This window comes from Pseudomonas syringae pv. coryli str. NCPPB 4273 (assembly GCF_000972175.1).
GTDB lineage: Bacteria > Pseudomonadota > Gammaproteobacteria > Pseudomonadales > Pseudomonadaceae > Aquipseudomonas > Aquipseudomonas syringae.
Window position 1 is genome coordinate 20,225 of sequence record NZ_AWQP01000049.1, and the last position, 22,565, is coordinate 42,789.

Annotated in this window: 23 protein-coding genes; 9 read left to right on the forward strand and 14 right to left on the reverse strand. The window is 60.7% G+C overall.

Translation table 11 applies throughout. The features are described from left to right. Window positions 1-134 precede the first annotated feature (134 nt). Window positions 135-332, forward strand: a complete 198-nt coding sequence (locus tag P406_RS19810) for a heavy-metal-associated domain-containing protein (protein WP_003414616.1) — start codon at window positions 135-137, stop codon at window positions 330-332. Window positions 333-469: 137 nt separating this feature from the next. Next, entirely contained in the window at window positions 470-1,666 is a 1,197-nt protein-coding gene (locus P406_RS19815; RefSeq protein ID WP_046237118.1) for a multidrug effflux MFS transporter, read from the forward strand. Window positions 1,667-1,741: 75 nt separating this feature from the next. Here P406_RS19815 and P406_RS19820 read toward each other — a convergent pair whose 3' ends face one another. Continuing rightward, window positions 1,742-2,755, reverse strand: a complete 1,014-nt coding sequence (locus P406_RS19820; RefSeq protein ID WP_046237119.1) for a zinc-binding alcohol dehydrogenase family protein — start codon at window positions 2,753-2,755, stop codon at window positions 1,742-1,744. 116 nt (window positions 2,756-2,871) lie between these two features. Between P406_RS19820 and vimR the strand changes: the two genes are divergently transcribed. After that, window positions 2,872-3,795: a transcription regulator VimR gene (gene vimR / locus P406_RS19825; protein WP_003414623.1), complete on the forward strand. Its 924-nt coding sequence runs from the start codon at window positions 2,872-2,874 to the stop codon at window positions 3,793-3,795. A 436-nt stretch (window positions 3,796-4,231) separates the two neighbouring features. Then, a complete protein-coding gene (locus tag P406_RS19830) occupies window positions 4,232-4,924 on the forward strand; it encodes an ArsR/SmtB family transcription factor (protein WP_003393423.1) in 693 nt (230 codons plus the stop codon). Window positions 4,925-5,073: 149 nt separating this feature from the next. Here P406_RS19830 and P406_RS19835 read toward each other — a convergent pair whose 3' ends face one another. The 7 genes from P406_RS19835 to P406_RS19865 form a co-directional block, all read right to left on the reverse strand. Then, complete coding sequence (locus P406_RS19835) at window positions 5,074-6,027, reverse strand: adenosine deaminase (RefSeq protein ID WP_046237120.1); 954 nt, start codon at window positions 6,025-6,027, stop codon at window positions 5,074-5,076. Between the two features lie 78 nt (window positions 6,028-6,105). Further along, window positions 6,106-7,071, reverse strand: coding sequence for a 2-oxoglutarate and iron-dependent oxygenase domain-containing protein (locus P406_RS19840; protein WP_046237121.1), 966 nt, complete (start codon window positions 7,069-7,071; stop codon window positions 6,106-6,108). Between the two features lie 84 nt (window positions 7,072-7,155). After that, window positions 7,156-8,250, reverse strand: a complete 1,095-nt coding sequence (locus tag P406_RS19845; protein ID WP_003347966.1) for a BMP family ABC transporter substrate-binding protein — start codon at window positions 8,248-8,250, stop codon at window positions 7,156-7,158. A 273-nt stretch (window positions 8,251-8,523) separates the two neighbouring features. After that, on the reverse strand, window positions 8,524-9,315 hold the full coding sequence (fecE, locus tag P406_RS19850) for a Fe(3+) dicitrate ABC transporter ATP-binding protein FecE (RefSeq protein ID WP_046237122.1): 792 nt from the start codon (window positions 9,313-9,315) through the stop codon (window positions 8,524-8,526). Window positions 9,316-9,319: 4 nt separating this feature from the next. Beyond that, window positions 9,320-10,288 carry an iron chelate uptake ABC transporter family permease subunit gene (locus P406_RS19855; RefSeq protein WP_046237123.1) on the reverse strand — a complete coding sequence of 323 codons (969 nt, stop codon included), beginning with the start codon at window positions 10,286-10,288 and terminating at the stop codon, window positions 9,320-9,322. Then, a complete protein-coding gene (gene fecC, locus P406_RS19860) occupies window positions 10,285-11,274 on the reverse strand; it encodes an iron-dicitrate ABC transporter permease FecC (protein WP_046237124.1) in 990 nt (329 codons plus the stop codon). The genes P406_RS19855 and fecC overlap by 4 nt, the downstream gene beginning before the upstream one ends. After that, window positions 11,275-12,195 carry a Fe(3+) dicitrate ABC transporter substrate-binding protein FecB gene (locus P406_RS19865; RefSeq protein ID WP_046237125.1) on the reverse strand — a complete coding sequence of 307 codons (921 nt, stop codon included), beginning with the start codon at window positions 12,193-12,195 and terminating at the stop codon, window positions 11,275-11,277. A gap of 264 nt (window positions 12,196-12,459) precedes the next feature. Between P406_RS19865 and P406_RS19870 the strand changes: the two genes are divergently transcribed. Continuing rightward, a complete protein-coding gene (locus P406_RS19870; protein WP_003414637.1) occupies window positions 12,460-13,563 on the forward strand; it encodes a calcium:cation antiporter in 1,104 nt (367 codons plus the stop codon). A 104-nt stretch (window positions 13,564-13,667) separates the two neighbouring features. On the opposite strand, the gene P406_RS19875 is transcribed toward P406_RS19870, so the two are convergent. Continuing rightward, a complete protein-coding gene (locus P406_RS19875; RefSeq protein WP_046237126.1) occupies window positions 13,668-15,023 on the reverse strand; it encodes an 8-oxoguanine deaminase in 1,356 nt (451 codons plus the stop codon). A gap of 123 nt (window positions 15,024-15,146) precedes the next feature. Then, window positions 15,147-15,836 carry an SDR family oxidoreductase gene (locus P406_RS19880; protein WP_046237127.1) on the reverse strand — a complete coding sequence of 230 codons (690 nt, stop codon included), beginning with the start codon at window positions 15,834-15,836 and terminating at the stop codon, window positions 15,147-15,149. 170 nt (window positions 15,837-16,006) lie between these two features. Here P406_RS19880 and P406_RS29050 point away from each other — a divergent pair, with 170 nt between their 5' ends. The 4 genes from P406_RS29050 to P406_RS19890 are packed head-to-tail and all read left to right on the forward strand — an operon-like array spanning window position 16,007 to window position 17,722. Next, entirely contained in the window at window positions 16,007-16,150 is a 144-nt protein-coding gene (locus P406_RS29050; RefSeq protein WP_153222682.1) for a hypothetical protein, read from the forward strand. Window positions 16,151-16,204: 54 nt separating this feature from the next. Then, a complete protein-coding gene (locus tag P406_RS29055) occupies window positions 16,205-16,693 on the forward strand; it encodes a hypothetical protein (protein WP_144431210.1) in 489 nt (162 codons plus the stop codon). Then, window positions 16,687-17,133, forward strand: a complete 447-nt coding sequence (locus tag P406_RS28130) for a hypothetical protein (protein ID WP_235810430.1) — start codon at window positions 16,687-16,689, stop codon at window positions 17,131-17,133. Before P406_RS29055 ends, P406_RS28130 begins: the two co-directional genes overlap by 7 nt. Continuing rightward, window positions 17,090-17,722 carry a BRCT domain-containing protein gene (locus P406_RS19890; RefSeq protein ID WP_046237129.1) on the forward strand — a complete coding sequence of 211 codons (633 nt, stop codon included), beginning with the start codon at window positions 17,090-17,092 and terminating at the stop codon, window positions 17,720-17,722. The genes P406_RS28130 and P406_RS19890 overlap by 44 nt, the downstream gene beginning before the upstream one ends. A gap of 114 nt (window positions 17,723-17,836) precedes the next feature. On the opposite strand, the gene P406_RS19895 is transcribed toward P406_RS19890, so the two are convergent. The 4 genes from P406_RS19895 to P406_RS19910 form a co-directional block, all read right to left on the reverse strand. Next, window positions 17,837-18,763 carry an ABC transporter permease gene (locus P406_RS19895; RefSeq protein ID WP_003414641.1) on the reverse strand — a complete coding sequence of 309 codons (927 nt, stop codon included), beginning with the start codon at window positions 18,761-18,763 and terminating at the stop codon, window positions 17,837-17,839. Beyond that, window positions 18,763-19,863: an ABC transporter permease gene (locus tag P406_RS19900; protein ID WP_004414954.1), complete on the reverse strand. Its 1,101-nt coding sequence runs from the start codon at window positions 19,861-19,863 to the stop codon at window positions 18,763-18,765. The genes P406_RS19895 and P406_RS19900 overlap by 1 nt, the downstream gene beginning before the upstream one ends. A gap of 11 nt (window positions 19,864-19,874) precedes the next feature. After that, the gene (locus P406_RS19905; RefSeq protein ID WP_046237130.1) at window positions 19,875-21,428 is read right to left on the reverse strand and encodes an ABC transporter ATP-binding protein; all 1,554 of its coding nucleotides are present in this window, start codon (window positions 21,426-21,428) and stop codon (window positions 19,875-19,877) included. 532 nt (window positions 21,429-21,960) lie between these two features. Beyond that, window positions 21,961-22,554 carry an IMPACT family protein gene (locus P406_RS19910; RefSeq protein WP_003422231.1) on the reverse strand — a complete coding sequence of 198 codons (594 nt, stop codon included), beginning with the start codon at window positions 22,552-22,554 and terminating at the stop codon, window positions 21,961-21,963. Window positions 22,555-22,565 lie beyond the last annotated feature (11 nt).

A 22,565-nucleotide genomic window follows, 5' to 3' on the forward strand; every position in this document is an offset into this window, starting at 1 on the left:
CGGTATAGGTGTCGATATCCCAGCTTGGCTCACGATTACGCCGAATGCCAGCCCGGCAGCAATGGCAGAAACTTGACCTTGCCATGATGACAAGGTTGAAGATGCTCGCTGTTCATCACTGAAGGAGTGACACCATGCAGTTATTCAACGTTCAAGGCATGACCTGCGGGCATTGTGTTCGCGCAGTGACCGAGGCAATCAAGAATGACGACCCGAGTGCCGATGTTCAGGTCGAACTGGCCAGCAAGCAGGTCAAGGTGCAAAGCAGCCTGTCGCCCGAGCGGATTGTCAGTTTGATCAGCGAAGAGGGTTATCAGGCGCAGCCGGCATGATCAAGGCCCGGGAGATCGATGCGGTCTCCCGGTCTGTAAATATTGAAAAGTTTTGAATTAATTTCCCCGTCCGTCGTTCTCTGCAAGGTAAGCCGGTTAAACTAGACCGCTGCTCTGCATCCGTTAATGGACACCCGATGAATCTACGAACGATCCTTATCCTTGGCTCATTGAGCGCCTTCGGCCCTCTGGCCATCGACTTCTATCTTCCTGGCTTTCCAGCCATGGCCTCGTATTTCGGGACCGATGAAAAACACGTACAACTGACCCTGGCGGCCTACTTTCTGGGGCTTTCCCTGGGACAACTGGCCTATGGCCCGGTGGCTGACCGGTTCGGTCGGCGCATTCCGCTGCTGGTCGGCGTGACCCTGTTCATGCTCGCCTCGGTCGCCTGTACCTTTGCGCCGAGTCTTGAATGGCTGATTGGTGCACGCTTCGTGCAGGCGCTGGGCGGCTGTGCCGGGATGGTCTTGTCACGAGCCATCGTCAGCGACAAGTGCAACGCCGTCGAGTCGGCCAAGGTCTTCTCGCAATTGATGCTGGTCATGGGTCTGGCACCGATACTGGCTCCGATGCTGGGCGGCGTGCTGGTCAGCACCTTTGGCTGGCAATCGATCTTCGTCAGCCTCGCCCTGTTCAGCGGTGCCTGTCTGGCGGCGGTTGCACTGGGGTTGCCGGAAAGCATGCCGGCCACTACACCGCGCCAGCCGTTGAGCGGCGCGCCTGGGCAGTACATCAATCTGTTCAAGGATGGTGTGTTCATCGGTCATGCGCTGACCGGCGGCATCGCCATGGCCGGGATGTTCGCCTACGTCGCAGGCTCGCCGTTTGTGTTCATCAAATTGTATGGCGTACCTGCCGAGCACTACGGCTGGTTGTTCGGGATGAATGCGGCGGGCTTCATTCTGGCGGCGCAGATCAACGCGCGTATTCTGCGCAAGACCGGTCCGGCGTTTTTGCTGTCGCGCACGGTCTGGATCTATCTGGCTGCGGGGCTGGTGTTGCTGGCGATCAGCTTGCTGCGCACCGAGGCGCTTTGGCCGCTGCTGGTGCCGCTGTTCATCTGTGTGGCAAGCCTGGGGTGCATCATCCCCAATGCGTCGGCCTGCGCCATGAATGGCCAGTGGGCGCGCGCGGGCAGTGCTTCGGCGTTGCTGGGTTGTCTGCAATTCAGCGTGGCCGCCGTCGCCGCCAGTCTGGTGGGCGTGCTGCATGACGGCACGGCCACGCCGATGGCGCTGGTCATCAGCCTGTGCGGCGTGCTGACCGTGGGGCTCTCGGTGCTGACGCGCCGTGCGCAGGCCCGGCGCGACGCATCGCTCCAGACCGCCTGATCGCCAAAGCGATGATGTCAGTCGCGCCGGGCGTGACTGACGTCATCGACTTCGTAAGGCGCAGGCCTCTGCGACTCAGAAACCTTCCAGTACGATCTTGCCCTTGACCTTGCCACTTTCCAGCAGGGCATGAGCGCGGCGCAGGTTTTCGGCGTTGATGGTACCGAAGTGCTCACCGAAGGTGGTTTTCAACGTTCCGGCGTCGATCAGCTCGGCAACCCGGTTGAGCAGATTGTGCTGCTCGATCATGTCCTCGGTTTCGAACATCGACCGCGTGTACATGAACTCCCAATGCAGCGACAGGCTCTTGCGCTTGAGCTTCGACACATCCAGCGACTTGGGATCGTCGATCAGCGCCAGCTTGCCTTGAGGCTTGAGCGCCTCGACGAGCTGATCCAGATGCTGCTCGGTCTGGGTCAGGCTGGCCACATGGGTCACGTGTTTCAGGTCGATGCGTTTGAGTTCTTCGCTCAGCGGCTTGCTGTGATCCAGCACATGGTGTGCCCCCAGTTCGTTGACCCAGCTTTCGGTCTCGGGCCGCGAGGCGGTGCCGATGACTTTCAGCGATGTCAGTTTGCGCGCCAGTTGGGTGAGGATCGAACCCACGCCACCGGCGGCGCCGACGATCAGCAGGCTGTGTGCGCCTTCACCTTTCTGCTGCGGGATCTGCAGTCGCTCGAACAGCAGTTCCCAGGCGGTGATGGCTGTCAGCGGCAGCGCCGCCGCATGGGCGAAGCTCAGGCTCTTGGGCATGTGGCCAACGATGCGTTCATCCACCACGTGCAGCTCGCTGTTGGCACCCGGCCGGGTCAGGGAACCTGCGTAGAACACCTTGTCGCCCGGCTTGAACAGGGTGACCTGGCTGCCGACGGCCTTCACCACACCCGCCACGTCCCAGCCGAGCACCTTGCCTGCACCGTCCTCAGGCTGGACGTTCTGGCGGATCTTGGTGTCCACCGGGTTGACGGAGATGGCCTTGACCTCGACCAGCAGATCGCGAGCGCCAGCAGTCGGCTCGGGCAGCTCGATATCCTGCAATGATTTTACGTCGCTGATGGGCAGGGACTGGTAGTACGCAATGGCTTTCATGTCAGGTGCCTCTCCGAAAGAAAATGATGAATAGAATCATTGGCTATTTCCAGTAAAGATAAAACCCGCTAAAACGGCAGGCTCTTTCAATTTTATTTTGATAATACGAGGCCTTGATGCTGCGTTTTGATGACTTGCAGTTGTTCGTACGTGCGGCGGATCTGGGCAGCCTTTCTGCCGCAGCGCGGGTCATGGACATGTCTGCGGCAGTTGCCAGCGCGGCGCTCAAGCGTATCGAACGGCAGCTGGGGACGCGCTTGCTGGCCCGTTCGACGCGCAGCCTGCGCCTGACTGCCGAAGGCGAGGGGTTTCTGGAATACGCGCGTGCAGCACTGGGCAGCCTCGAGGAGGGGCGGCGCTTGCTGGCCAGCAGCCAGGACCGTTGCGAGGGCGTGCTGCAACTTTCGGCACCTTCGGATCTGGGGCGCAACGTGCTGTTGCCGTGGCTCGACGAATTTCAACAGCAGCACCCGCAACTGACTGTGCGTCTGCTGCTGGGTGATCGTATTGCCGATCTGTTCCGCCAGCCTGTCGACGTGGCGCTACGCTACGGCGAGCCGGAAGATTCCAGCCTGGTCGCCCTGCCGGTGTTGCCTGACAACCGCCGGGTATTGTGTGCGGCGCCGAGTTACCTGCAGCGTCATGGCGAGCCGCATCAGGTCGAGCAACTGGCGCAGCATAACTGCCTGCTGTTCATGCTCGGTGATCGTGTTCATGACCGCTGGACGCTGAACGACGGCAAGCGCGAAATCAGTCTGACGGTCAGCGGCAACCGGTTCAGCGACGATGCCGACGTCGTGCGCCGCTGGGCGGTTGCGGGCGAAGGTGTGGCGTACAAATCCTGGCTGGACGTGGCCGCAGATGTGCGGGCCGGGCACCTGAAAGTGTTGATGCCTGACCTGATCGGGGAGCGGGCGCCATTGAACCTGTTGTGCGCGCATCGGGCGCAACTCAGCAAGCCTGTCATTCTGTTACTGGAAATGCTCAGGTTACGGTGTAAGCAACATGCTGTAAGTCTGTCGTCCGCAAGCGTGTTTTAATCGCCGCGTTCTAGTAGGAAATGGCCTTCGGAAGTGTCGGAAAATATAATTTTCGAAGGCCGTTCAATAACGCGAAGTTTCGCTGCTGGAACAAAGTTGAAACTGACTGTTGTTGAGTGGATTTGGCATTTTTGTCATAGCCATTACGCTTGTCTTTTTAATCCCCTTTTGAAGTGTCGCTGCAAACCCCTTGGATAGAGGGGTTGCGGCGTAGCTGTGGGAACAACTTGGTGTTCAGGGAACGCGCCACAGTTGGGCGATTTTTTGCGTCGTGATGCATCCACGGTGTGTAAGAGGCGTTTTTCACCCCGCGGGGGCGCAGGGCATAGAGTTTATACTTGTCATGACATATAAGAGCCACGTTCAACTCTATCGAGGCGTGATTGCTTTCACCCAGTCATCACCATAGATGAATGTTTCAACAGGGAGTGAACACATGGAATACGGACCTTGCATCAGCCAGATCGCAACCTTGCTGGCCGACCCCAAGCGCAGCGCAATGATCTGGGCACTGATGGATGGTACTGCTCGCCCTGCCGATGAATTGGCAATCCTGGCGGGACTCTCGACTTCTTCAGCCGGCGCCCATCTGGCGCGGCTGACCAGTGGCGGTCTGTTGAAACAGGAGGTCCGCGGCCGCAAGCGCTTCTTTCGCCTCGCTGCGCCGGAAGTGGGGGCGGCGGTCGAGGCCTTGGCCTGTGCTTCGCTGGCCAGTGCTGAACAGATCAATCGTCGCTTTGCCCAGCCTACGCCGCCTTTGCCGCTGCGCCGCGCAAGAATCTGCTCCGATCATCTGGGTGGCGAAATGGCTGCCGAGCTTTATCAGCGCCTGCTGGAAGCCGGCTGGATAGAGCAGCAGGAAAAGCGCGTCGAGGTCACCAGCAAGGGCGTGGCCAGATTTGCCGAGCGCGGCATCTACATACCCGCACTGGCGCAACGCAAGCGTGAAACGGTGTGTGTCTGTCCGAAATGGAACGATCGCAACCCGCATCTGGGTGGCGCGCTGGGGGCGGGGTTGTTGCAGCTGTTCATTCAGATGGGCTGGCTGCGCACCACTGAAGAGTCCAGCACCTTGCAGGTCTCATCCAGTGGGCAGCGGGAAATCAGCAAGATCGCGGCGGCGGCCTGACGGGAGCGACAGGCATTCCCACGCGGAGCGTGAGGAACGATGGTTATGCCCGCGCCACCCCTATCGTGCCAATGCTCCGCGTTGGCATGCAGTTCCGGACGCTCTGCGTCCTCTGCGGCGCGGAGCGTCAGTAGCTGCTCAATCCCTCTTTAGGGCTTGACCAGTCGTGCATCCAGGCTGTTTTGCGCCAGGCGTTTGGCCTGATCTTCGGTCATGCCCAGGTGGGTGTACAGCGCGTGGAAGTTCTCGGTCACGTAGCCACCGAAGTAAGCCGGGTCGTCTGAATTGACGGTGACCTTCACGCCGCGCTCGAGCATGTCGAGGATGTTGTGCTGGGCCATGTCGTCGAACACGCAGAGCTTGGTGTTGGACAGCGGGCAGACGGTCAGCGGGATCTGTTCGTCGATGATGCGCTGCATCAGCCGCTCATCTTCGATGGCGCGCACACCGTGGTCGATGCGCTCGATCTTCAGCAGGTCCAGTGCTTCCCAGATGTATTCCGGCGGACCTTCTTCCCCGGCGTGGGCCACGGTCAGGAAGCCCTCGTTGCGCGCGCGATCGAACACACGCTGAAACTTGCTCGGCGGGTGGCCCATCTCCGAGCTGTCGAGGCCCACGGCGACGAACGCATCACGGAACGGCAGCGCCTGATCGAGGGTTTTTTCGGCTTCTTCCTGGGACAGGTGACGCAGGAAGCTCAGGATCAGGCCGCTGTCGACACCCAGCTTCGACTTGCCGTCTTTCAGCGCCCCGGTAATCCCGGCCAGCACCACTTCGAACGGGATGCCACGGTCGGTGTGGGTCTGCGGATCGAAGAACGGTTCGGTGTGGACAACGTTCTGTGCCTTGCAGCGCAGCAGGTAAGCCCAGGTCAGATCGTAGAAGTCCTGCTCGGTGCGCAATACGTCCGCGCCCCGGTAATACAGATCGAGGAATTCCTGCAGGTTGTTGAAGGCATACGCCTTGCGCAGGGTTTCGACGTCATCCCACGGCAGGGCAATCCTGTTGCGCTCGGCCAGGGCGAACAGCAACTCGGGTTCCAGCGAGCCTTCGAGGTGCAAGTGCAGTTCTGCCTTGGGCAGGGCGTTCAACCAGTCGTACATATTCTTTTCTCATCAGGTGCAGATCCCGGGCATTCTACAGATGCACGTCGCTGCGCAGGGTAAAACCTGACCGAACGTTCAACTTGCCTCCTGTTCGCGGCGATAAGCGTAGGTATCCGCGAAGCGCGACAGCAGAAATTCGGCGCAGGTGGTCACCGGATAGCGGGCCGGATGACCGTCGCTTTGGCAGCCGGGCAGGCATTCGATGCGCGTGTCGGGGTGCGGTTCGGCGAAGAACGGCATGGAGTAGCGATCAACCCCGAGCGGGCTGATGACCCGGTGCGGCGTGGACAGATAACGATCGTTGCTCCAGCGCGCCATCATGTCGCCCAGATTGACCACGAAGGTGCCGTCGAGCGGTGGCGCGTCGATCCATTCGCCACGCACATCACGCACCTGCAAGCCGCCCGCCATGTCCTGATACAGCAAGGTGATGCAGCCATAATCGGTATGCGCGCCTGCGCCTTGTTGCTCGGCCGAGGTCGCCGTATCACGCGGCGGGTAATGAATCATGCGCAGTACGCTGACCGGGTCCTTGAAGCGCTGATCGAAGAAATCGCGCTCGATGCCCAGTGCCAGGGTCATGGCGCGCAGCAGGGTTTGCGCCAGCGCCTGCATGTCCAGATAGTGTTGTTCCATCAGGGCTTCCCAGCCGGGAATGTCCGGATGCCGGTTTGGCCCACGCAGCGGTTTACCCGCCAGCACGTCGGGATGACGGGCATCCAGGTGCAGGCCCATGTCGAAGGTTTCCTTGAGGTCGCTCGGCAGGCTGGGGTCCAGTTGTTCGGTGGCGATGGCGCCGTAGCCGCGATGGTGCGTGCTTTGGGTGATGTCGATCAGGAGCTTTTCAGCTGCCGGCCGGGCAAAGAAATCCTTCGCTGCCGATTGCACTTGCTCGATGCGTTGCGCGCTGATCGGGTGGCCCTTGATGTAAAAGAAACCCCATTCCCGACAGGCGCTGTCGATCTGTCGGGCGACATCCTGCCAGGCTTGAGTGTCCGTGCTGTAGAGCGGGGCGATGTCGATGACGGGAAGCTGGTCCATTAACCGATCCTGAAAGGGAAGTGTCGGGTGTCGATGATCGTGCCTGGCGCAGCAGGCACGATGGTCAGGCAGTCGGCGGCCGGATTACTTCGGCAGCTCGGCCTTGATGCCTTCGACGTAGTAATTCATCGATGCCAGCTCGGCGTTGGTCGCGACCACACCGTCAGCAATTTTCACGGTGCCGTTCTGGTCCTTGATCGGGCCGGTGAACGGGTGGAATTCGCCGCTTTCGATGCTGGCAATGATCTTCTGCGCTTCGGCCTTCACGTCAGCAGGCACCACGTCGCTGATCGGCAACTCGACCGTTCCTTCCTTCAGGCCGCCCCAGTAATCCTGTGGTTTCCAGGTGCCCGCGATGGCGCCTTCGGCCGCCTGGATATAGTGCGGGCCCCAGTTGTTGACGATGGAGGTCAACACTGCTTTTGGTCCGAAGTGAGCCATGTCCGAGGCATAGCCGACGGCGTACACGCCACGACGCTCGGCGGTCTGGATCGGCGCAGGACTATCAGTGTGCTGGAATACCACGTCCACGCCCTGATCGATCAACGCGTTGGCCGCATCGGCTTCCTTGCCCGGATCGAACCAGGAGTTGACCCACACCACCTTGATCTCGGTGCCCGGGTTGTACTTGTTCAGCGCCAGCTGGATGGCGTCGATGTCGCGCAGCACTTCAGGAATCGGGAAGGAGGCGACATAACCGATCTTCTTGGTCTTGGTCATCTTCGCCGCGATGTAACCGCTCACGTAGCGACCTTCATAGGTACGGGCTAGATAAGTGCCCATGTTCTTGTCCTGCTTGTAGCCTGTCGCGTGCTCGAACTTCACCTTGGGGAACTGCTTGGCGACTTTCAGCGTGGGGTTCATGTAGCCGAACGAGGTACTGAAGATCAGGTCGTAACCGCCCTTGGCCATGTTACGGATAACCCGCTCGGCGTCTGCACCTTCCGGCACGTTTTCCACGTAGCTGCTGGTGACCTTGTCACCCAGCGCCTTGACCATCGCCTGACGGCCCTGTTCATGCTGATAGGTCCAGCCGTGGTCGCCGATAGGGCCGATGTAGACGAAGCCGACTTTCAGCGGATCGGCTGCCGAGGCGAGCAGGCTGGAGCCGAGGCCGACAACGGCGGCGACGGCGCACAGCAGTTTTTTCAGGGGACGACGTGGGTTGGTCAGGTGCATCGGGTCTAGCTCCTTGCGGTCTTGTTGGAATGCCTACCCGAGCAATGCAATTAACTGACCAACAGGACAACTTACGATGCGGGCTTGCTTCACCCTGTAGCAATAGTGCGTGTGTAGGAGCGGACTTGTCCGCGATCGGAGAATATGCCGACCCTTTCGCGAACAATGCGGATCGCCGCCCCGGTCGCTCCTACGGCCTTCGGCCAGAATCAAGAGCAGTTTTGTGTATAGCCAGAGTGCAGCGGGAAGGTGCAGACGCGGCGGGTTACGCCGCTAACTGGTGCAGCGCGTGCTGCGCTCGACGATGCACATCGGCGTGCCTGCCACGGGTTCGCGCATGATCTGCACTTGTACATCGAACACCTGGCAGACCAGCTCGGCCGTCAGCACATCGCTCGGCGCGCCGCAGGTCACCATGCGTCCGCCCTGCATGACCGCCAGATGGTCGGCGTAGCGGCAGGCCTGATTGATGTCGTGCAGCACGGTAATCACCGTCTTGCCTTCGGCACTCAGTTCGCGCATCAGGTCCAGCAATTCGACCTGGTGGCTGATGTCCAGATAGGTGGTCGGCTCGTCGAGCAGGACGATGGCCGCGTCCTGCGCAAGGATCATCGCCAGCCAGGCGCGTTGTCGTTGCCCGCCGGACAGGTCGGCCAGCGGGCGCTCGGCCAGCGTGTCCAGTTCCATGCGCTGCAAGGCTTGATCGACACTGTGCTGATCGGCGCCACTCAGGCGTCCCCACAGGCTGTTGTGCGGACTGCGACCGTACGCCACCAACTGGCGTACGCTGACGCCTTCTGGAATTGGCAGCACTTGCGGCAGAAAAGCCACCTTGCGCGCCAGCTCGTTGGCCGACAGCTTGCCGTAGGCTGTGCCGTCCAGACTGAGACTGCCCGATTGCGGGGTGAGAATTCGGGCGAAGGCCTTGAGCAGGGTGGATTTGCCGCAACCATTGGGGCCGATCAGCGCAGTGACCTGCGCAGGCGGCGGGCTGAACGACAGGTCTTGCACGATGCGCGTCGCGCCGTAGCCGATGTCGAGGTGCTGCGCCTTCAGAATAGTCATGGGATCAACCTTTGAATCGGGCCAGCAGCCAGAGGAAATACGGAGCGCCGATCACTGCCGTGAGAATCCCGGCCGGAATTTCGCTGGGCGCGATCAGCGTGCGGCCTAGCGTATCGGCGAGCACCAGCAATAACGCACCCAGCACCATCGAGGCGGGCAGCAGGTACTGATGATGACCGCCGACCAGACGGCGGGCCATGTGTGGTGCGACCAGACCGACGAAGCTCACCGGGCCGATAATGCCCACCCCCAGGCTGGTCAACAGCACGGCACTGCCCATCGCCAGCCAACGCGTACGCGTGAGGCCGGTGCCCAGGCTCTGCGCGGCCTCGTCACCCAGGCCGATCAGGTTCAGCGGTTTGGCCAGCAGCAGGCTGAGCGGGATCAGCAGCAGAAGCGGCGTGGCCAGCAACACGTGGTGCCAGTTGCGGCTCCACAAACTGCCGGTCAGCGCCAGTAGGGCGGTGTTGATGTCCAGCGGGTTGGACAGAATCAGGAACTCGGTGATGCTCGACAGCGTCACTGCAATCGCGACCCCGGACAACGCGAAACGCACGCCGGAAAACTGCACGCCGGTGTTGTACAACGCCAGCAGCAGCGCACCCGCCGCCCCGCCCAGACACGCCACAAACGGCAGCGCCGACACCGGTAACTGCGGCAGGCCGATAATCGCAATGGTCAGCGCCAGCCCGGCACCTTGGGTGACGCCGAGGATTTCCGGCGAGGCCAGCGGGTTGCGAATCACGCCTTGCACGATGGCGCCAGCCAGGCCGAACGCGCAGCCGGTCATGATCGCGATCAAGCCACGTGGCAGGCGGTGATTCCAGACCTCGAAGTCCTTGCTGTCGTGGGCAATCAGGTGATCGAACACGGCGCCGGGTGTCAGCCACACGGTGCCAGCGCTGAGGCTTAGCAGCAGGGCGAGTGCCAGCAGGGTCATCAGCAGCAACAGTCTTGCGCGCGGGTGGTTCATAGCGCACGCCTCGCCAGAAACAGAAAGAACGGCGCGCCGATCAATGCCGTCACCACCCCGGCCGGTGTTTCCACGGGGAAGGCCACGGCACGGCTGATCAGGTCCGAGGCCAGCACGATGGCCGCGCCCAGGCCGGCGCTGATCGGGATCAGCCAGCGGTAGTCATTGCCCAGCCACTGGCGAGCGATGTTCGGCGCGATCAGGCCGACAAAGCCGATCGGCCCGACCGCACAGACACTGGCGCCGACCAGCAGCAGGCTGACCACGAATACCAGCAGGCGCAACGCGCCGATACGCACGCCCAGCGAACGCGCGGCGTCTTCGCCGAGGTTGATCAGGTTCAGGCGCGGCGCACAGGCCATCGCAATCACTACGCCGATCAACGTACAGGGCCAGAGCAGTTGCAATTGCGCGGCGCCGACATTGGCCAGCGACCCTGCCAGCCAGTTGAGCACGCTTTGCGCCTGCGCCTCGACAAGAATCACCGTGAGGCGGGTCAATGCAGCGCACAGTGCTGCGACGGCAACGCCTGCCAGCACCAATCGGCCTTGAGCCGTGGCAGGTGACCAGGCACCGCCAAGACTGAACACGGTGATCCACGCCAGCGCACCGCCAAGGCAGGTCATCAGCAGCGCACCACCGGGGAAAGGCAGGGCGACCAGACCGGTGGAAAACAGCGCCAGCCCTAATGCTGCGCCTGCGGTAACGCCAAACAATGACGGGGAGGCCAGACGGTTGCGGGTGATGCCCTGCATCAGCGCGCCGGCCACGCCCAGGCAGGCACCGACCAATGCCGCGCACAAGGCACGAGGCACGCGCAGTTGCGCGACGATGTAAGCGATATTGCCACCCTCGCGGCCCTGTGTGATCAGTCCGTTCCAGGCATCTACCTGCCGAATGCTGAACGACGACAGGGCGAACAGCGACACCCAGAACAATCCCAGGCAGGCTGCGATGATTACGCCCGCCATCAGCCAGCGGCGCATTTACGGGTTCAGCACGGCCTTGCCGCCCTTGAGCACGGCAAGCGCATCGTCGGCGATCTGCTCGGAGGCCATGATCCCGCGATTGCGCGCCCAGCTGTCGCCATCCACTTCAGCCACCTGCTTATTACGCACCGCGCCCAGCACCTGCCACAGCGGCTGCTTGCTCCAGCTGTCGACGATGCTCGGACGGCGATAATGGCCGACCAGCAACCAGCCCGGGTCCAGGGCCAGCAGTTGCTCGAGGCTGACGAATTCGGTGGGCGCGGCGTTTTTGCGTACTTCCGGGACTTTCAGACCAATCGCCTGCAACACGCTGCCTGCGTAAGAGTGCGGGCCGTGTACCGAGAAGCTGTCTTCGCGGGCGACGCCGAACAGCACGTTGGTGTTGGCCGGAATCTGCTCGGCGATAGTCTTCAGGTGCTGGCGGTTTTCCGCGATACGCGCCTGCATCTGCGGCCCCTTGCCCAGCGCGAGGCCGATCAGTTCGGCAGACTTCAGGCTGCCCTGATAATCCTCACCGCGTGACGGCAGCATCAGCGTCGGCGCCAGGCTGGCCAGATCGTTGTACAGCGCCTGATGGCGACCGAGGTCGGCAATGATCAGGTCCGGCTTGAGCCGCGCGATCACTTCTATATTGGGCTGCGAACGCAGACCTACAGATTGCCATTCGCCGACGGCCTTGCGCACCTTGGGCAGCACGCGGTTGGCATCGCCATCGTCCGCCGCGCCGACGGGTGTGACACCGACCGAAGCCAGCCCGTCGAGAAACGAAAACTCCAGTACGACCACGCGCTTGGGGGTGTCAGGCAGGTGGACTTTGTGTTGGCCGTCATCGATGTCGATAGGCGCGGCCTGGGCGACGCTCGCCATCAGGGTCAGCAGGCCGCAAGCCAGCAGATGCGGAAGTCGAAAAGCACGCATGGCAAAGGTCCTTTCTAACAAAGCGGAATCATGAAAAACAGGCGCGCCCTGAAGGCCGCGAAGAAAACGGCGGGCACTATTGTTGAAAACGGCGGGCACTATTTCACATCGCGGCGACGGGATCAAAAGTCATTTACGCGTGAGTGCCGTTCTCATTCGGGCTATTTTATGAAACCTTTTGTCACACACGCTACTCTGACAGCCTTCACTGTTGGCCACCTTCATGTACATCCGCGGCGATGTCGCAAGGTTTGGGGAATAAAAATGGGCGCATTGCTCAAGCAAGAAAAGTTTCTGTTGCTGGCAATCATTGCCATGTTCGTCGCTTATCCACTGGAGCATGTGCTGGTAGGCAATGGTCAGGTGGTTGCGCTGGTGTCGGGGCTGGCGCTGGTCGCGTTCATCATCTGCGCCTCGATGCGCGTTGCGCATCACGCCGAGATGCTGGCGGAAAAGGTCGGCGATCCTTACGGCACGATGATCCTCACGCTGTCGGCGGTGACGGTCGAAGTGGTGATCCTGGCGATCATGATGAGCAACGAGCCGTCGCCGACGCTGGTGCGCGATACGATTTATTCGGCGGTGATGCTCGACATCAACGGCATCCTCGGTCTTGCGGCGCTGATGGGCGGTATCAAGCACGGCGAGCAGTCGTACAACGATGATTCGGCGCGCACCTACAGCGTGATGATCCTCACCGCGATGGGGGTGTCGATGGTCGTACCCGAGTTCATTCCCAAGGGTGACTGGAAGATCTATTCGGCGTTTACCATTGGCGCGATGATCCTGCTCTACACCCTGTTCCTGCGCATGCAGGTCGGGCCGCACAGTTACTTTTTCAGCTACAGCTACCCGGAAAAGAAGAAGCGTCAGAGCCAGGGCTCCAATCCGGCTGAGGAGCACGCAGAGCCGGTCAATCTGACCCGCTCAATTGCCACACTGGTTGTCGGCGTGGTGGTGATCGGTGCGCTGGCCGAAGTGATGTCGAAGACGGTTGACCTGGGCCTGGAAGGCACCGGTGCACCGCCGGTGATGACTGCCATCCTGGTCGCCGCCATCTCTGCCGCGCCCGAGATCCTCACGGCCCTGCGTGCCGCGTTGGCCAACCGCATGCAGTCGGTGGTCAACATCGCTCTGGGTGCGTCGCTGTCGACCGTGATCCTGACCGTTCCGGTCATGGAAGCCATGGCACTTTACAGCGGCCAGCCCTTCCAGATGGCCATGACTCCGGTGCAGACCGTGATGATCCTCATCACCCTGCTGGTGTCCGCCATCAACCTCAACGACGGCGAAACCAACGCCATCGAAGGCATGACCCACTTCGTGCTGTTCGCGACGTTCATCATGCTCTCGTGTCTGGGGCTTTAGGGCCTATCGCTCCCACGCTCTGCGTCGCAAGAGGACGCAGAGCGTCCTGAACGGCATGCCGACGCGGAGCGTCGCACGATAGTCGAGAGTATCGCTCCGCACGTTCAGCCGTGAATCAATTCCCGCGCGGCCTGGCTGTGATCGGCAATCAGTTGCTTGATGTCCAGCCCTTCGACCTGGCCGTCGATCACTCGCCATTGCCCTGCAATCACCACCCGGTCGGCACGGTCCGCGCCGCACAGCAGCAGGGCTGACAGCGGATCATGGCTGCCGGAAAAGCGCAGTTCATCCAGCTTGTACAACGCCAGATCAGCCTGTTTGCCCACCGCCAGTTCACCGAGGTCAGTGCGTCCGAGCAATTGCGCCGACCCCTTGGTGGCCCAGCCCAGCACGAGCTGTGGGGTGATTTTTTCGGCGCCGTAGCGCAGGCGTTGCAGATAAAGCGCCTGGCGGGTTTCGAGGATCATGTTCGATGCGTCGTTGGACGCCGAGCCATCGACCCCAAGCCCCAACGGCGCGCCAGCAGCGAGCAGGTCCAGGGTCGGACAAATACCGGAGGCCAGGCGCATGTTCGAGCTCGGGCAGTGGCAGACACCCGTACCTGCTGCGCCGAGACGAGCGATTTCGTCGGGGTTGAAGTGGATGCCATGGGCGAGCCAGGTACGTGGTCCCAACCAGCCGACACTGTCCAGATAATCCACGGTGCGCAGGCCGAAGCGTTGCAGGCAGAAGTCTTCTTCGTCGAGGGTTTCGGCCAGATGGGTGTGCAGGCGCACGTCGAGTTTTTCGGCCATGGCTGCACTCTCGGCCATGATCTGCGGCGTGACCGAAAACGGCGAGCAGGGCGCCAGGGCGATCTGAATCTGTGCGCCGTCGCCACGCTGATGGTAGGTCTCGATCAAGCGCTGGCTGTCGGCCAGAATCACCTCGCCCTGCTGCACGGTTTGCTGCGGCGGCAAGCCTCCATCCGCTTCGCCCAGGCTCATCGAACCGCGCGTCAGCATCGCGCGCATGCCCAGCTCCCGAACGCTCTGCACCTGAACATCGATAGCGTGTTCCAGCCCGTCGGGAAACAGATAGTGGTGGTCGGCAGCGGTCGTACACCCGGACAGCAACAACTCGGCCAGCGCCACCTTGCTGGCGACCGCGAGCTTGTCCGGTGTCAGGCGCGCCCATACCGGGTACAGGGTTTTCAGCCACGGGAACAACGGCTGATTGACCACTGGTGCCCAGGCCCGCGTGAGGGTTTGATAGAAGTGATGGTGCGTGTTGATCAACCCCGGCAGCAACACATGCTCACGGGCATCGAACGTTTGATTGCAGTGCTTTGACGGGAGCTGCCCGGCGGCCAGCACTTCAGTGATGACGCCGCCTTCGATCACCAGACCGCCACGGGCGTCCAGGTCATTGGCGGTGAACACGGCAAGGGGATTTTTCAACCAGATACGGATCGCGGGCATGGGCCGGCTCCTCTGAAAGACAGGTTCAGGTTAGCCAGCTCAGTGTTGCCCTGTCTGCTGATCCAGGGTCGCCGGGGGCAGGTGCGCCCCGGCGAAGGACGGCGATTCTAGTCGAGCGGCCGGTTACCAGGCAATCGTCTTGCCCTGGTAGTCGATGAAGTGATGGCCGCCTTTGCCGGCGTAGGCATTGAGCTGTTCGACCAGCCCGGTGGTGCTGGTCATGACGTCGATGGCGGCATTTTCGCCGCCCATGTCGGTCTTCACCCAGCCCGGATGCATCGACAGCACGGTAGGACGGTTCTCGCCCAGCTCGGTGACAAAGGTATTGGTCATCGAATTGAGCGCGGCTTTGCTGGCCTTGTACAGCGCAAGGTTGGCGCCATCCGGGCAAGTGACGCTGCCCAGCCACGAACTCATGAACGCCAGGACGCCCGTGCCGGGACGAATTTGATCGACGAAGCGCTCGGCCAGACGAATCGGTGCCACAGCGTTGGTCAGGAACAATTGCCCCAGTTCAGCAGCGGTCGACTTCGCAGCGCTCTGGTGTGCCGCGCCGCTGATGCCGGCATTGACGAACAGCACGTCGAACACCTCACCGCGCAGCTTCTGGATCAGCACTTCAAGCGAGGCGGTTTCGTCCAGATCCACCGCTTCGATGCGCACGCCCTCGACTGCTTTCAGGTTTTCGGCATTTTGCGGATCACGTACGGTGGCGGTGACGTGCCAGCCCTGTTCGGTCAAGCGCTGCACCAGCCCGAGCCCCAGGCCACGCGAAGCACCGATGATCAGAGCGGTTTTCTTGGTAGTGGTCATGAATGATTCCTTGGCAGATTGAGAGACAGACTCCATGGCAGTGCCAGCAAGGCCTCTCGAAAGTTTCGACCTTGCAGCGTACTCCTGCCCATGACCTGTTGGAATCTTCGCGAGCCGAAAACGTTCAAGGTAGATCCCTGACGCTGAGCATTGGCACGATAGTCGGGATTATGGCTATCGTGCTGATGTTCCGCATCGACATACAGCTCGTGGCGCTTCGCGTCACATCTTTCTGCTACTGGCTTTATGCTGAGGAATTTATCTGGGCAGTGGTGCTGCTCTGTCTGGTTCGCAGCCATGAAGAGTCATATTGACATCATCTGTTTCCACCGGTACAAGCACGGATGATCCAAGCCACGGAGAGGCTGATGTCGAAACCAAAAACTAAAGATCGCTCTAGCCTGTTAACGAAGAAAACCAGGCACGTGTGGATATCTCACGATGATTTCTATGAAGGAGATTTTCTGCGTGGTTGGCACTTTGCAGTGCACCGTGTTCATGCTTCTGCGCTTGGCTACAGTCTTCTTCCTCAAGCCCAAGCTGGGGTGAAAGGCTACAACCATCTGCTGAGCGAGGATGGAGTCCGTTTGTCCAGCCGGTCACTTATCTTTAATACCCCACTTGCAACCAGTGACTCGAACGCAGCTCTGAAAACTGATCTGCGTGCGATACAGATATCTAGCGCCTCCAAAGGGAAGGATGGCTATGCGCTGGTAACGCTCTACTGCCTCAATGACGCTCGATCACGCCTTGTGAATAATCGGATTCTGGAAACGACTCAGAGTGCCGTCATTGCCTATCTCCGATACGGAACAGATTTTCCTCCGCCCAGTGACCGGCAGGAGTGCGGATCATGACTCGTATCTTTCGTGAAAATGATACGCCACTAAGAGTTGGGCTAACGCATGCTCAGATATGGGATGCAGAGGACGAGGGCATAATCCAGTGCTGGGAAAACGGACGTGAACTCGCAATCACGTCGCCAGATTTGGCCAAAAGATGTTTGGAAAACGAGCTGCCGATTCTGTCATGGAAAGGCGGAGTTTCCAGCAACATGAAATTACGTAAAAAGCCTGGATCTTTTAAGTACTTGGCCCAGTGGCAGGGACTGAGAGGCGAGGACCTGGATATTGATCGTACAAAAAAATATCAGCTTGTGTGCTCATTGACCAAAATTGTCGTGACGTTCACGCCGAATCGGTCGAAATACGTCAACAAGGCTGTTGAGTCATACAAATCAGGAGAAAAAATCAATGGTCGACTTGCATCAGGAGTTTCAGAGCAGTCGCTTTTTTAACGAGGCACGCATAGACAGGCGATCCGTGGATGCGTTGATTGGAATAAGCGCAGGATTGTGTGCGGATGGCTCTATCAATCAAGCGGAGGCCGTTTTTCTCAAAGAATGGGTTGAGGGAAATCTCACCCATCTTGACGATCCTGTCGTCAATCTCCTGTATCGCCGACTGAACAATATGCTGAGTGACGGCGTGCTTGATGCAGAGGAGTCCATAGAGCTATTCAGCCTGCTTAAGCAGTTTAGTGGAGGCCAGAGCCTCTCTTCTGATGGTTTTTCAATCCCGGGCACGTTACCGCTAAATAATCCGGCACCGGTGCTTGACTGGAACGACCGTCTTTTCATGTTCACCGGAACAATGGCATATGGGCCCCGAAAGCATTGCGAAGAACTCGTCCTTGAGCGAGGCGGCCAGATTTGTAGCGGTCTCACAAAAAAAACCAGCTTTCTGATCGTTGGAAGCCTGGGGAATGACCAATGGCTACATAGCAGTTACGGTCTAAAGATCAAAAAGGCTGTTGAGCTAAGGGAGGCGGGAGTGCCTATTGCTATCGTGAGCGAGGGACATTGGCAACAGGCCGTGTTTGGATAACATTGCACGCTGTTGCCTCTGCTGAATCAACGTCTAGCTCTTCTATCATCTGTCGTGTTCGGCACGACCTTGGCGAGTGAAGCTAATCCCCTCGCCACTTTTGAAATCCGCCTATCAATGCCCCGCCCGCCATGGCTGGCCCAGCGATACCGGCGCATACAGCCGGGTGCGCAGGGCGTCGCGGGAGAGCAGGACGAGGACGATGATGGTGGCCACATACGGCAGCATCGCCAGCAGGTTGGATGGGATGGCCAGGCCGATGCCCTGCGCGACCAGGTGCAGAATGCTGGCCAGACCGAACAGGTAGGCACCCAGCAGCAGGCGCCAGACGCGCCAGCTGGCGAAAACCACCAGTGCCAGGGCAATCCAGCCACGCCCGGCGCTCATGTTTTCTGCCCACATCGGCGTGTAGGCCAGTGACAGATAAGCCCCGGCCAGCCCGGCCATCGCGCCGCCGAACAGCACCGCAAGGGTGCGCACGCGCAACACCGGCAAGCCCATGGCGCTGGCGGCATCGGGGTTTTCGCCGACGGCCTGAATGATCAGCCCGACGCGGCTTTTCAGCAGGGCCCAGGCGACCAGTGCGAACAAGGCGAAGGACAGGTAGACCAGCAAGTCCTGGGCAAACAGCATACGGCCGATCAGCGGAATGTCGCTGAGCAGCGGGATGGCGACCGGCTCGAAACCGCTCAACGGTTTGCCGACCCAGGCGGCCCCGACGAAGCTGGAAAGGCCGACGCCGAAGATGGTCAGCGCCAGCCCGGTCGCGACCTGATTGGCGTTGAACACCAGCGCCACCAGGGCAAACAGCGCCGAGAGCAGCATGCCGGCGAGCATCGCCAGCAGCACGCCGAGCCAGAGGTTGCCGGTGTTCAGGGCGACGATGAAACCGATCACTGCGCCAAACAGCATCATGCCTTCCTGACCGAGGTTGATGACGCCGCTTTTTTCACAAATCAGCTCGCCCAGCGCCACCAGCAGCAGGGGCGTTCCGCAACGGACCATGGCGTAGAAAATATTGCTCAGCAGGTCGATATCCATCATGCGGCTCCTGTGACGGGTGTCATCTGGCGCTTGGCCCAGTGCAGTTTCAGACGTGGGCGATAGAGAATCAGCACATCACAGGCCAGCAGGAAAAACAGCATCATCCCCTGAAACAACTGCGTGATTGCCAACGGCAGGTTCAAGGTCATTTGCGCGCTTTCCCCACCCAGATACAGCAGGGCGATCAACAGGCTGGAGAACAGAATACCGATGGGGTTGAGGCGGCCGAGAAAGGCCACGGTGATCGCGGCATAGCCATAACCTGGCGAGACCTGCGGCACCAACTGGCCGATCGGCCCCGTCACTTCCGATACGCCCGCCAGCCCGGCCAGCGCGCCACTGATCAACAGGGCCAGCCAGACCAGGCGTTTTTCACGGAAGCCGACAAACCCGGCAGCACGCTTGTCCAGGCCCAGCACCTTGATCTGAAAACCGACGAAACTGCGTTGCAGCAACACCCACACCGCGACCAGCGCGAACAGGGCGAAGTACACGCCAATGTGCGCGCGGCCATCCTCCATCAGCAGTGGCAGACGGCTGGCGTCGCCAAAGGTCGCTGACTCCGGGAAGTTCATGCCGGCCGGGTCCTTGAGCGGCCCGTGGACGAAGTACAGCAGCAAGTTGAGGGCGATGTAATTGAGCATGATGCTGGTGAGGATTTCATTGGCGTTGAAGTGCGTGCGCAGCCAGGCGGTCACGCCCGCCCAGGCCGCACCGGCGAGGGTGCCGGCCAGCAACACCATGACCAGCGCCCAACGACTCTCCATTTCGATGATATTCACCGCCACGGCACTGCCCGCCAATGCGCCAAGCAGCAACTGGCCTTCCGCACCGATGTTCCAGATGCGCGCCTGATAGGCGACCGCCAGACCCAGCGCGCAGAGCAGAATCGGCAGGGTCTTGACCATCAATTCCGACAGGCCATACCAGTCGCTGACCGGCGCGATCAGCAAGGTGTGCAGCGTCACTACAGGGTTCAGGCCCAGGCCGATGAACAGCAGCGAACCGCAGACCAGGGTCAGCACCGCAGCCAGTAAAGGGGAGCACCACAACATCGCGCGCGATTGCTGGCCGCGCGGTTCCAGAGAAAGCAGCATGTTTTGCTCCGTTAACCAGGCACGTGGGCTTGGGTTTGAGAATGATCGAACTGTCCCGCCATCCAGCCGCCGATTTGCACGGTGCTGGTCTGTTCAGTAGGGATAAGGTCGGAAAGCTGACCGCCGCTCAGGGCGGCGAGTCGGTCGCTGATCTGGAACAATTCGTCCAGGTCTTCGGAGATCACCAGAATCGCGGCCCCCGCGTCGCGCAAGGCAATCAGCGCCCGATGGATCGCCGCCGCAGCGCCGACATCCACGCCCCAGGTGGGATGCGCGGCAATCAACAGTTTCGGCTTTTGCAGGATTTCCCGACCGAGGATGAATTTCTGCAGATTGCCGCCCGACAGACTGCGCGCCGGGGCCTGTGCATCCGGCGTCTTGACTGCAAAGCGCCGAATGATTTCGTCAGCCAGTGCGCGCACCTTGCTGCGCTGGATCAGGCCATTGCTCACCAGCCCTTGCTGGAAGGCGGTAAGCAGCGCGTTGTCGGCGAGACTGAGTTCCGGCACTGCGCCATGTCCCAGGCGCTCGGCCGGGACGAATGCCAGGCCACGCTTGCGCCGCGCATCGGGGCGCAGGTTGCCGACCGGGGCATCCTCAAAACGCAGGGTTGCCGCCTGGGCGTGGGGCAAGGTTTGTTCGCCGCTGAGCAGCGCCAGCAATTCATCCTGACCATTCCCGGCTACGCCTGCGATACCGACGATTTCGCCGCTGCGTACTTCCAGACTGAGGTCTTTGAGCGAGCAGCCGAACGGGTCCGGGTTGTGCCAGGACAGTTTGTCGATGCGCAAAAAGGCTGTGCCGCCGCTGACTTTCTCATACTGAGCGGTCAGCCCTTCGGCATCACCGACCATCAAGCGCGCCAGTTCCAGATCGGAGCAGTCAGCGGGTATGCAGTGCCCGGAGACCTTGCCGTTGCGCAGCACGGTTGCGCTGTGACACAGCGCGCGCACCTCGCCCAGCTTGTGACTGATAAACAGAATGCTGCAGCCTTCCCGGGCCAGATGCCGCAGGGTCACGAACAGCTCCTCGGCTTCCTGGGGCGTCAATACTGACGTGGGTTCGTCGAGGATCAACAGGCGAATGTCCTGCATCAGGCAGCGAATGATCTCGACTTTCTGCCGCTCGCCAATCGACAGGCTGTGGACCAGCCGCTGGGGTTCCACCGCCATGCCGTAGCGTTGAGAGACCTCGCGGATGCGCGGCTCCAGTTGTTTGGGCGTGCCTGCCGCTGCGCCCATGGCCAGCGCGATGTTTTGCGCGACGCTGAGGGTTTCGAACAGTGAAAAATGCTGGAACACCATGCCGATGCCCAGGCTTCTGGCCTGTGCCGGATTGCGCATGGTCTGCGCCTGGCCTTGCCAGATGATCGTCCCGGCGTCGGGCTGCGTCACGCCGTAGATGATCTTCATCAGCGTGCTTTTGCCTGCACCGTTTTCACCCAGCAGGGCGTGAATCTCTCCGGGCTGAATCGTCAGGTCGACAGCGTCGTTGGCCAGGCAGCCGGGATACCGTTTGGTGATGTGGCGCAGTTGCAGGCGCGCAGGTATCGCGTGGTTTGACATGAAAGGCTCTGAGGCAGAAGTGGGTCGCGTGTGGATAAAGCAAAAACCTGGCCAAGGAGTCAGGATTCGCGTCCGGTGCGCTGAATCAAGGCCAGGCACGGAGTTTTCGGCCCTGTCACCGGCCTTCGCCCATCGACGGCGCTCGTTTCAGCACCAGTTCGGGGCGTGCTTGCCTGGCGCGTGCCAATGTGGCCCTTTGATTTGAGCAAAAAATGTACAGCGGACATGGAGGGCGGTGCGCTGAACCAATGCGCGACCCTTGCACCTGTTATCCACAGGTTCTTCCACAGATACTGTGCGCAAGCGGGTTGAGTGAGAATAATACGGCGGCGGTTAACATCCAAAGGCACTAAGAAGCGCTAACAGGCTGTTTTTGCACTCTTTATGGATCCACGTACGGCAATTGCTCAAAAAACGATCATTCGCCTGAAACGCAAGCCCGGCAAGGCTCGCGATGGAGTGTGCTCAGCTTATCCACAGCCGGATGCACAGTAGATGTGGGCAATTGTGACATGTTGCGCAAAAGCTCCGGCTATTGCTCCGGCGCTGCGTGCAGAAGGATTCTGCCGCGACTCAGATCGGCCAGTTGGCGCTGCAGGGTGTCGGTGTGCTCGGGGCCGATGGCGATGGACATCTGTACACCGTTGGCCATGAAGTTTTCGCTTTCCACCAGCCCGTTCAATTCGCCGAGACGCAGCTTGACCAGCGCCAGCTCACTGAAGCTGCATTCAAGGTGGAACGAGGCGCGCTGGATCAGCGGCAGACGCTCGGCCTGCTGCAGACATTTGTTGGCACCGCCGCCATAGGCGCGGGCCAGGCCGCCGGTTCCCAGTTGAATGCCGCCGTACCAGCGGATCACCAGCACCACGACCTGATCGAACGCCTGCGCTTCGATGGCGGCCAGAATCGGCCTGCCTGCAGTACCGCCCGGTTCGCCGTCATCGTTGCTGCGATACTGACCACCGAGCTTCCAGGCCCAGCAATTATGAGTGGCGTTCAGGTCACTGTGCTGCTCGATGAACGCCTGTGCGTCGGCCGGGCTGGCGATGGGGGCGGCGAGGGTGATGAAGCGGCTCTTGCGAATTTCTTCACGAAACTCGCAAGGGCCGACCAGGGTAAAAGGCATGCGTGTGTCCA

Bases quoted from the DNA above. Each gene is read 5' to 3' on its own strand.
- P406_RS19810 (WP_003414616.1), top strand. From the start codon at position 135: ATGCAGTTATTCAACGTTCAAGGCATGACCTGCGGGCATTGTGTTCGC.
- P406_RS19815 (WP_046237118.1), top strand. From the start codon at position 470: ATGAATCTACGAACGATCCTTATCCTTGGCTCATTGAGCGCCTTCGGC.
- P406_RS19820 (WP_046237119.1), bottom strand. From the start codon at position 2,755: ATGAAAGCCATTGCGTACTACCAGTCCCTGCCCATCAGCGACGTAAAA.
- vimR (WP_003414623.1), top strand. From the start codon at position 2,872: ATGCTGCGTTTTGATGACTTGCAGTTGTTCGTACGTGCGGCGGATCTG.
- P406_RS19830 (WP_003393423.1), top strand. From the start codon at position 4,232: ATGGAATACGGACCTTGCATCAGCCAGATCGCAACCTTGCTGGCCGAC.
- P406_RS19835 (WP_046237120.1), bottom strand. From the start codon at position 6,027: ATGTACGACTGGTTGAACGCCCTGCCCAAGGCAGAACTGCACTTGCAC.
- P406_RS19840 (WP_046237121.1), bottom strand. From the start codon at position 7,071: ATGGACCAGCTTCCCGTCATCGACATCGCCCCGCTCTACAGCACGGAC.
- P406_RS19845 (WP_003347966.1), bottom strand. From the start codon at position 8,250: ATGCACCTGACCAACCCACGTCGTCCCCTGAAAAAACTGCTGTGCGCC.
- fecE (WP_046237122.1), bottom strand. From the start codon at position 9,315: ATGACTATTCTGAAGGCGCAGCACCTCGACATCGGCTACGGCGCGACG.
- P406_RS19855 (WP_046237123.1), bottom strand. From the start codon at position 10,288: ATGAACCACCCGCGCGCAAGACTGTTGCTGCTGATGACCCTGCTGGCA.
- fecC (WP_046237124.1), bottom strand. From the start codon at position 11,274: ATGCGCCGCTGGCTGATGGCGGGCGTAATCATCGCAGCCTGCCTGGGA.
- P406_RS19865 (WP_046237125.1), bottom strand. From the start codon at position 12,195: ATGCGTGCTTTTCGACTTCCGCATCTGCTGGCTTGCGGCCTGCTGACC.
- P406_RS19870 (WP_003414637.1), top strand. From the start codon at position 12,460: ATGGGCGCATTGCTCAAGCAAGAAAAGTTTCTGTTGCTGGCAATCATT.
- P406_RS19875 (WP_046237126.1), bottom strand. From the start codon at position 15,023: ATGCCCGCGATCCGTATCTGGTTGAAAAATCCCCTTGCCGTGTTCACC.
- P406_RS19880 (WP_046237127.1), bottom strand. From the start codon at position 15,836: ATGACCACTACCAAGAAAACCGCTCTGATCATCGGTGCTTCGCGTGGC.
- P406_RS29050 (WP_153222682.1), top strand. From the start codon at position 16,007: ATGGCTATCGTGCTGATGTTCCGCATCGACATACAGCTCGTGGCGCTT.
- P406_RS29055 (WP_144431210.1), top strand. From the start codon at position 16,205: ATGTCGAAACCAAAAACTAAAGATCGCTCTAGCCTGTTAACGAAGAAA.
- P406_RS19890 (WP_046237129.1), top strand. From the start codon at position 17,090: ATGGTCGACTTGCATCAGGAGTTTCAGAGCAGTCGCTTTTTTAACGAG.
- P406_RS19895 (WP_003414641.1), bottom strand. From the start codon at position 18,763: ATGGATATCGACCTGCTGAGCAATATTTTCTACGCCATGGTCCGTTGC.
- P406_RS19900 (WP_004414954.1), bottom strand. From the start codon at position 19,863: ATGCTGCTTTCTCTGGAACCGCGCGGCCAGCAATCGCGCGCGATGTTG.
- P406_RS19905 (WP_046237130.1), bottom strand. From the start codon at position 21,428: ATGTCAAACCACGCGATACCTGCGCGCCTGCAACTGCGCCACATCACC.
- P406_RS19910 (WP_003422231.1), bottom strand. From the start codon at position 22,554: ATGCCTTTTACCCTGGTCGGCCCTTGCGAGTTTCGTGAAGAAATTCGC.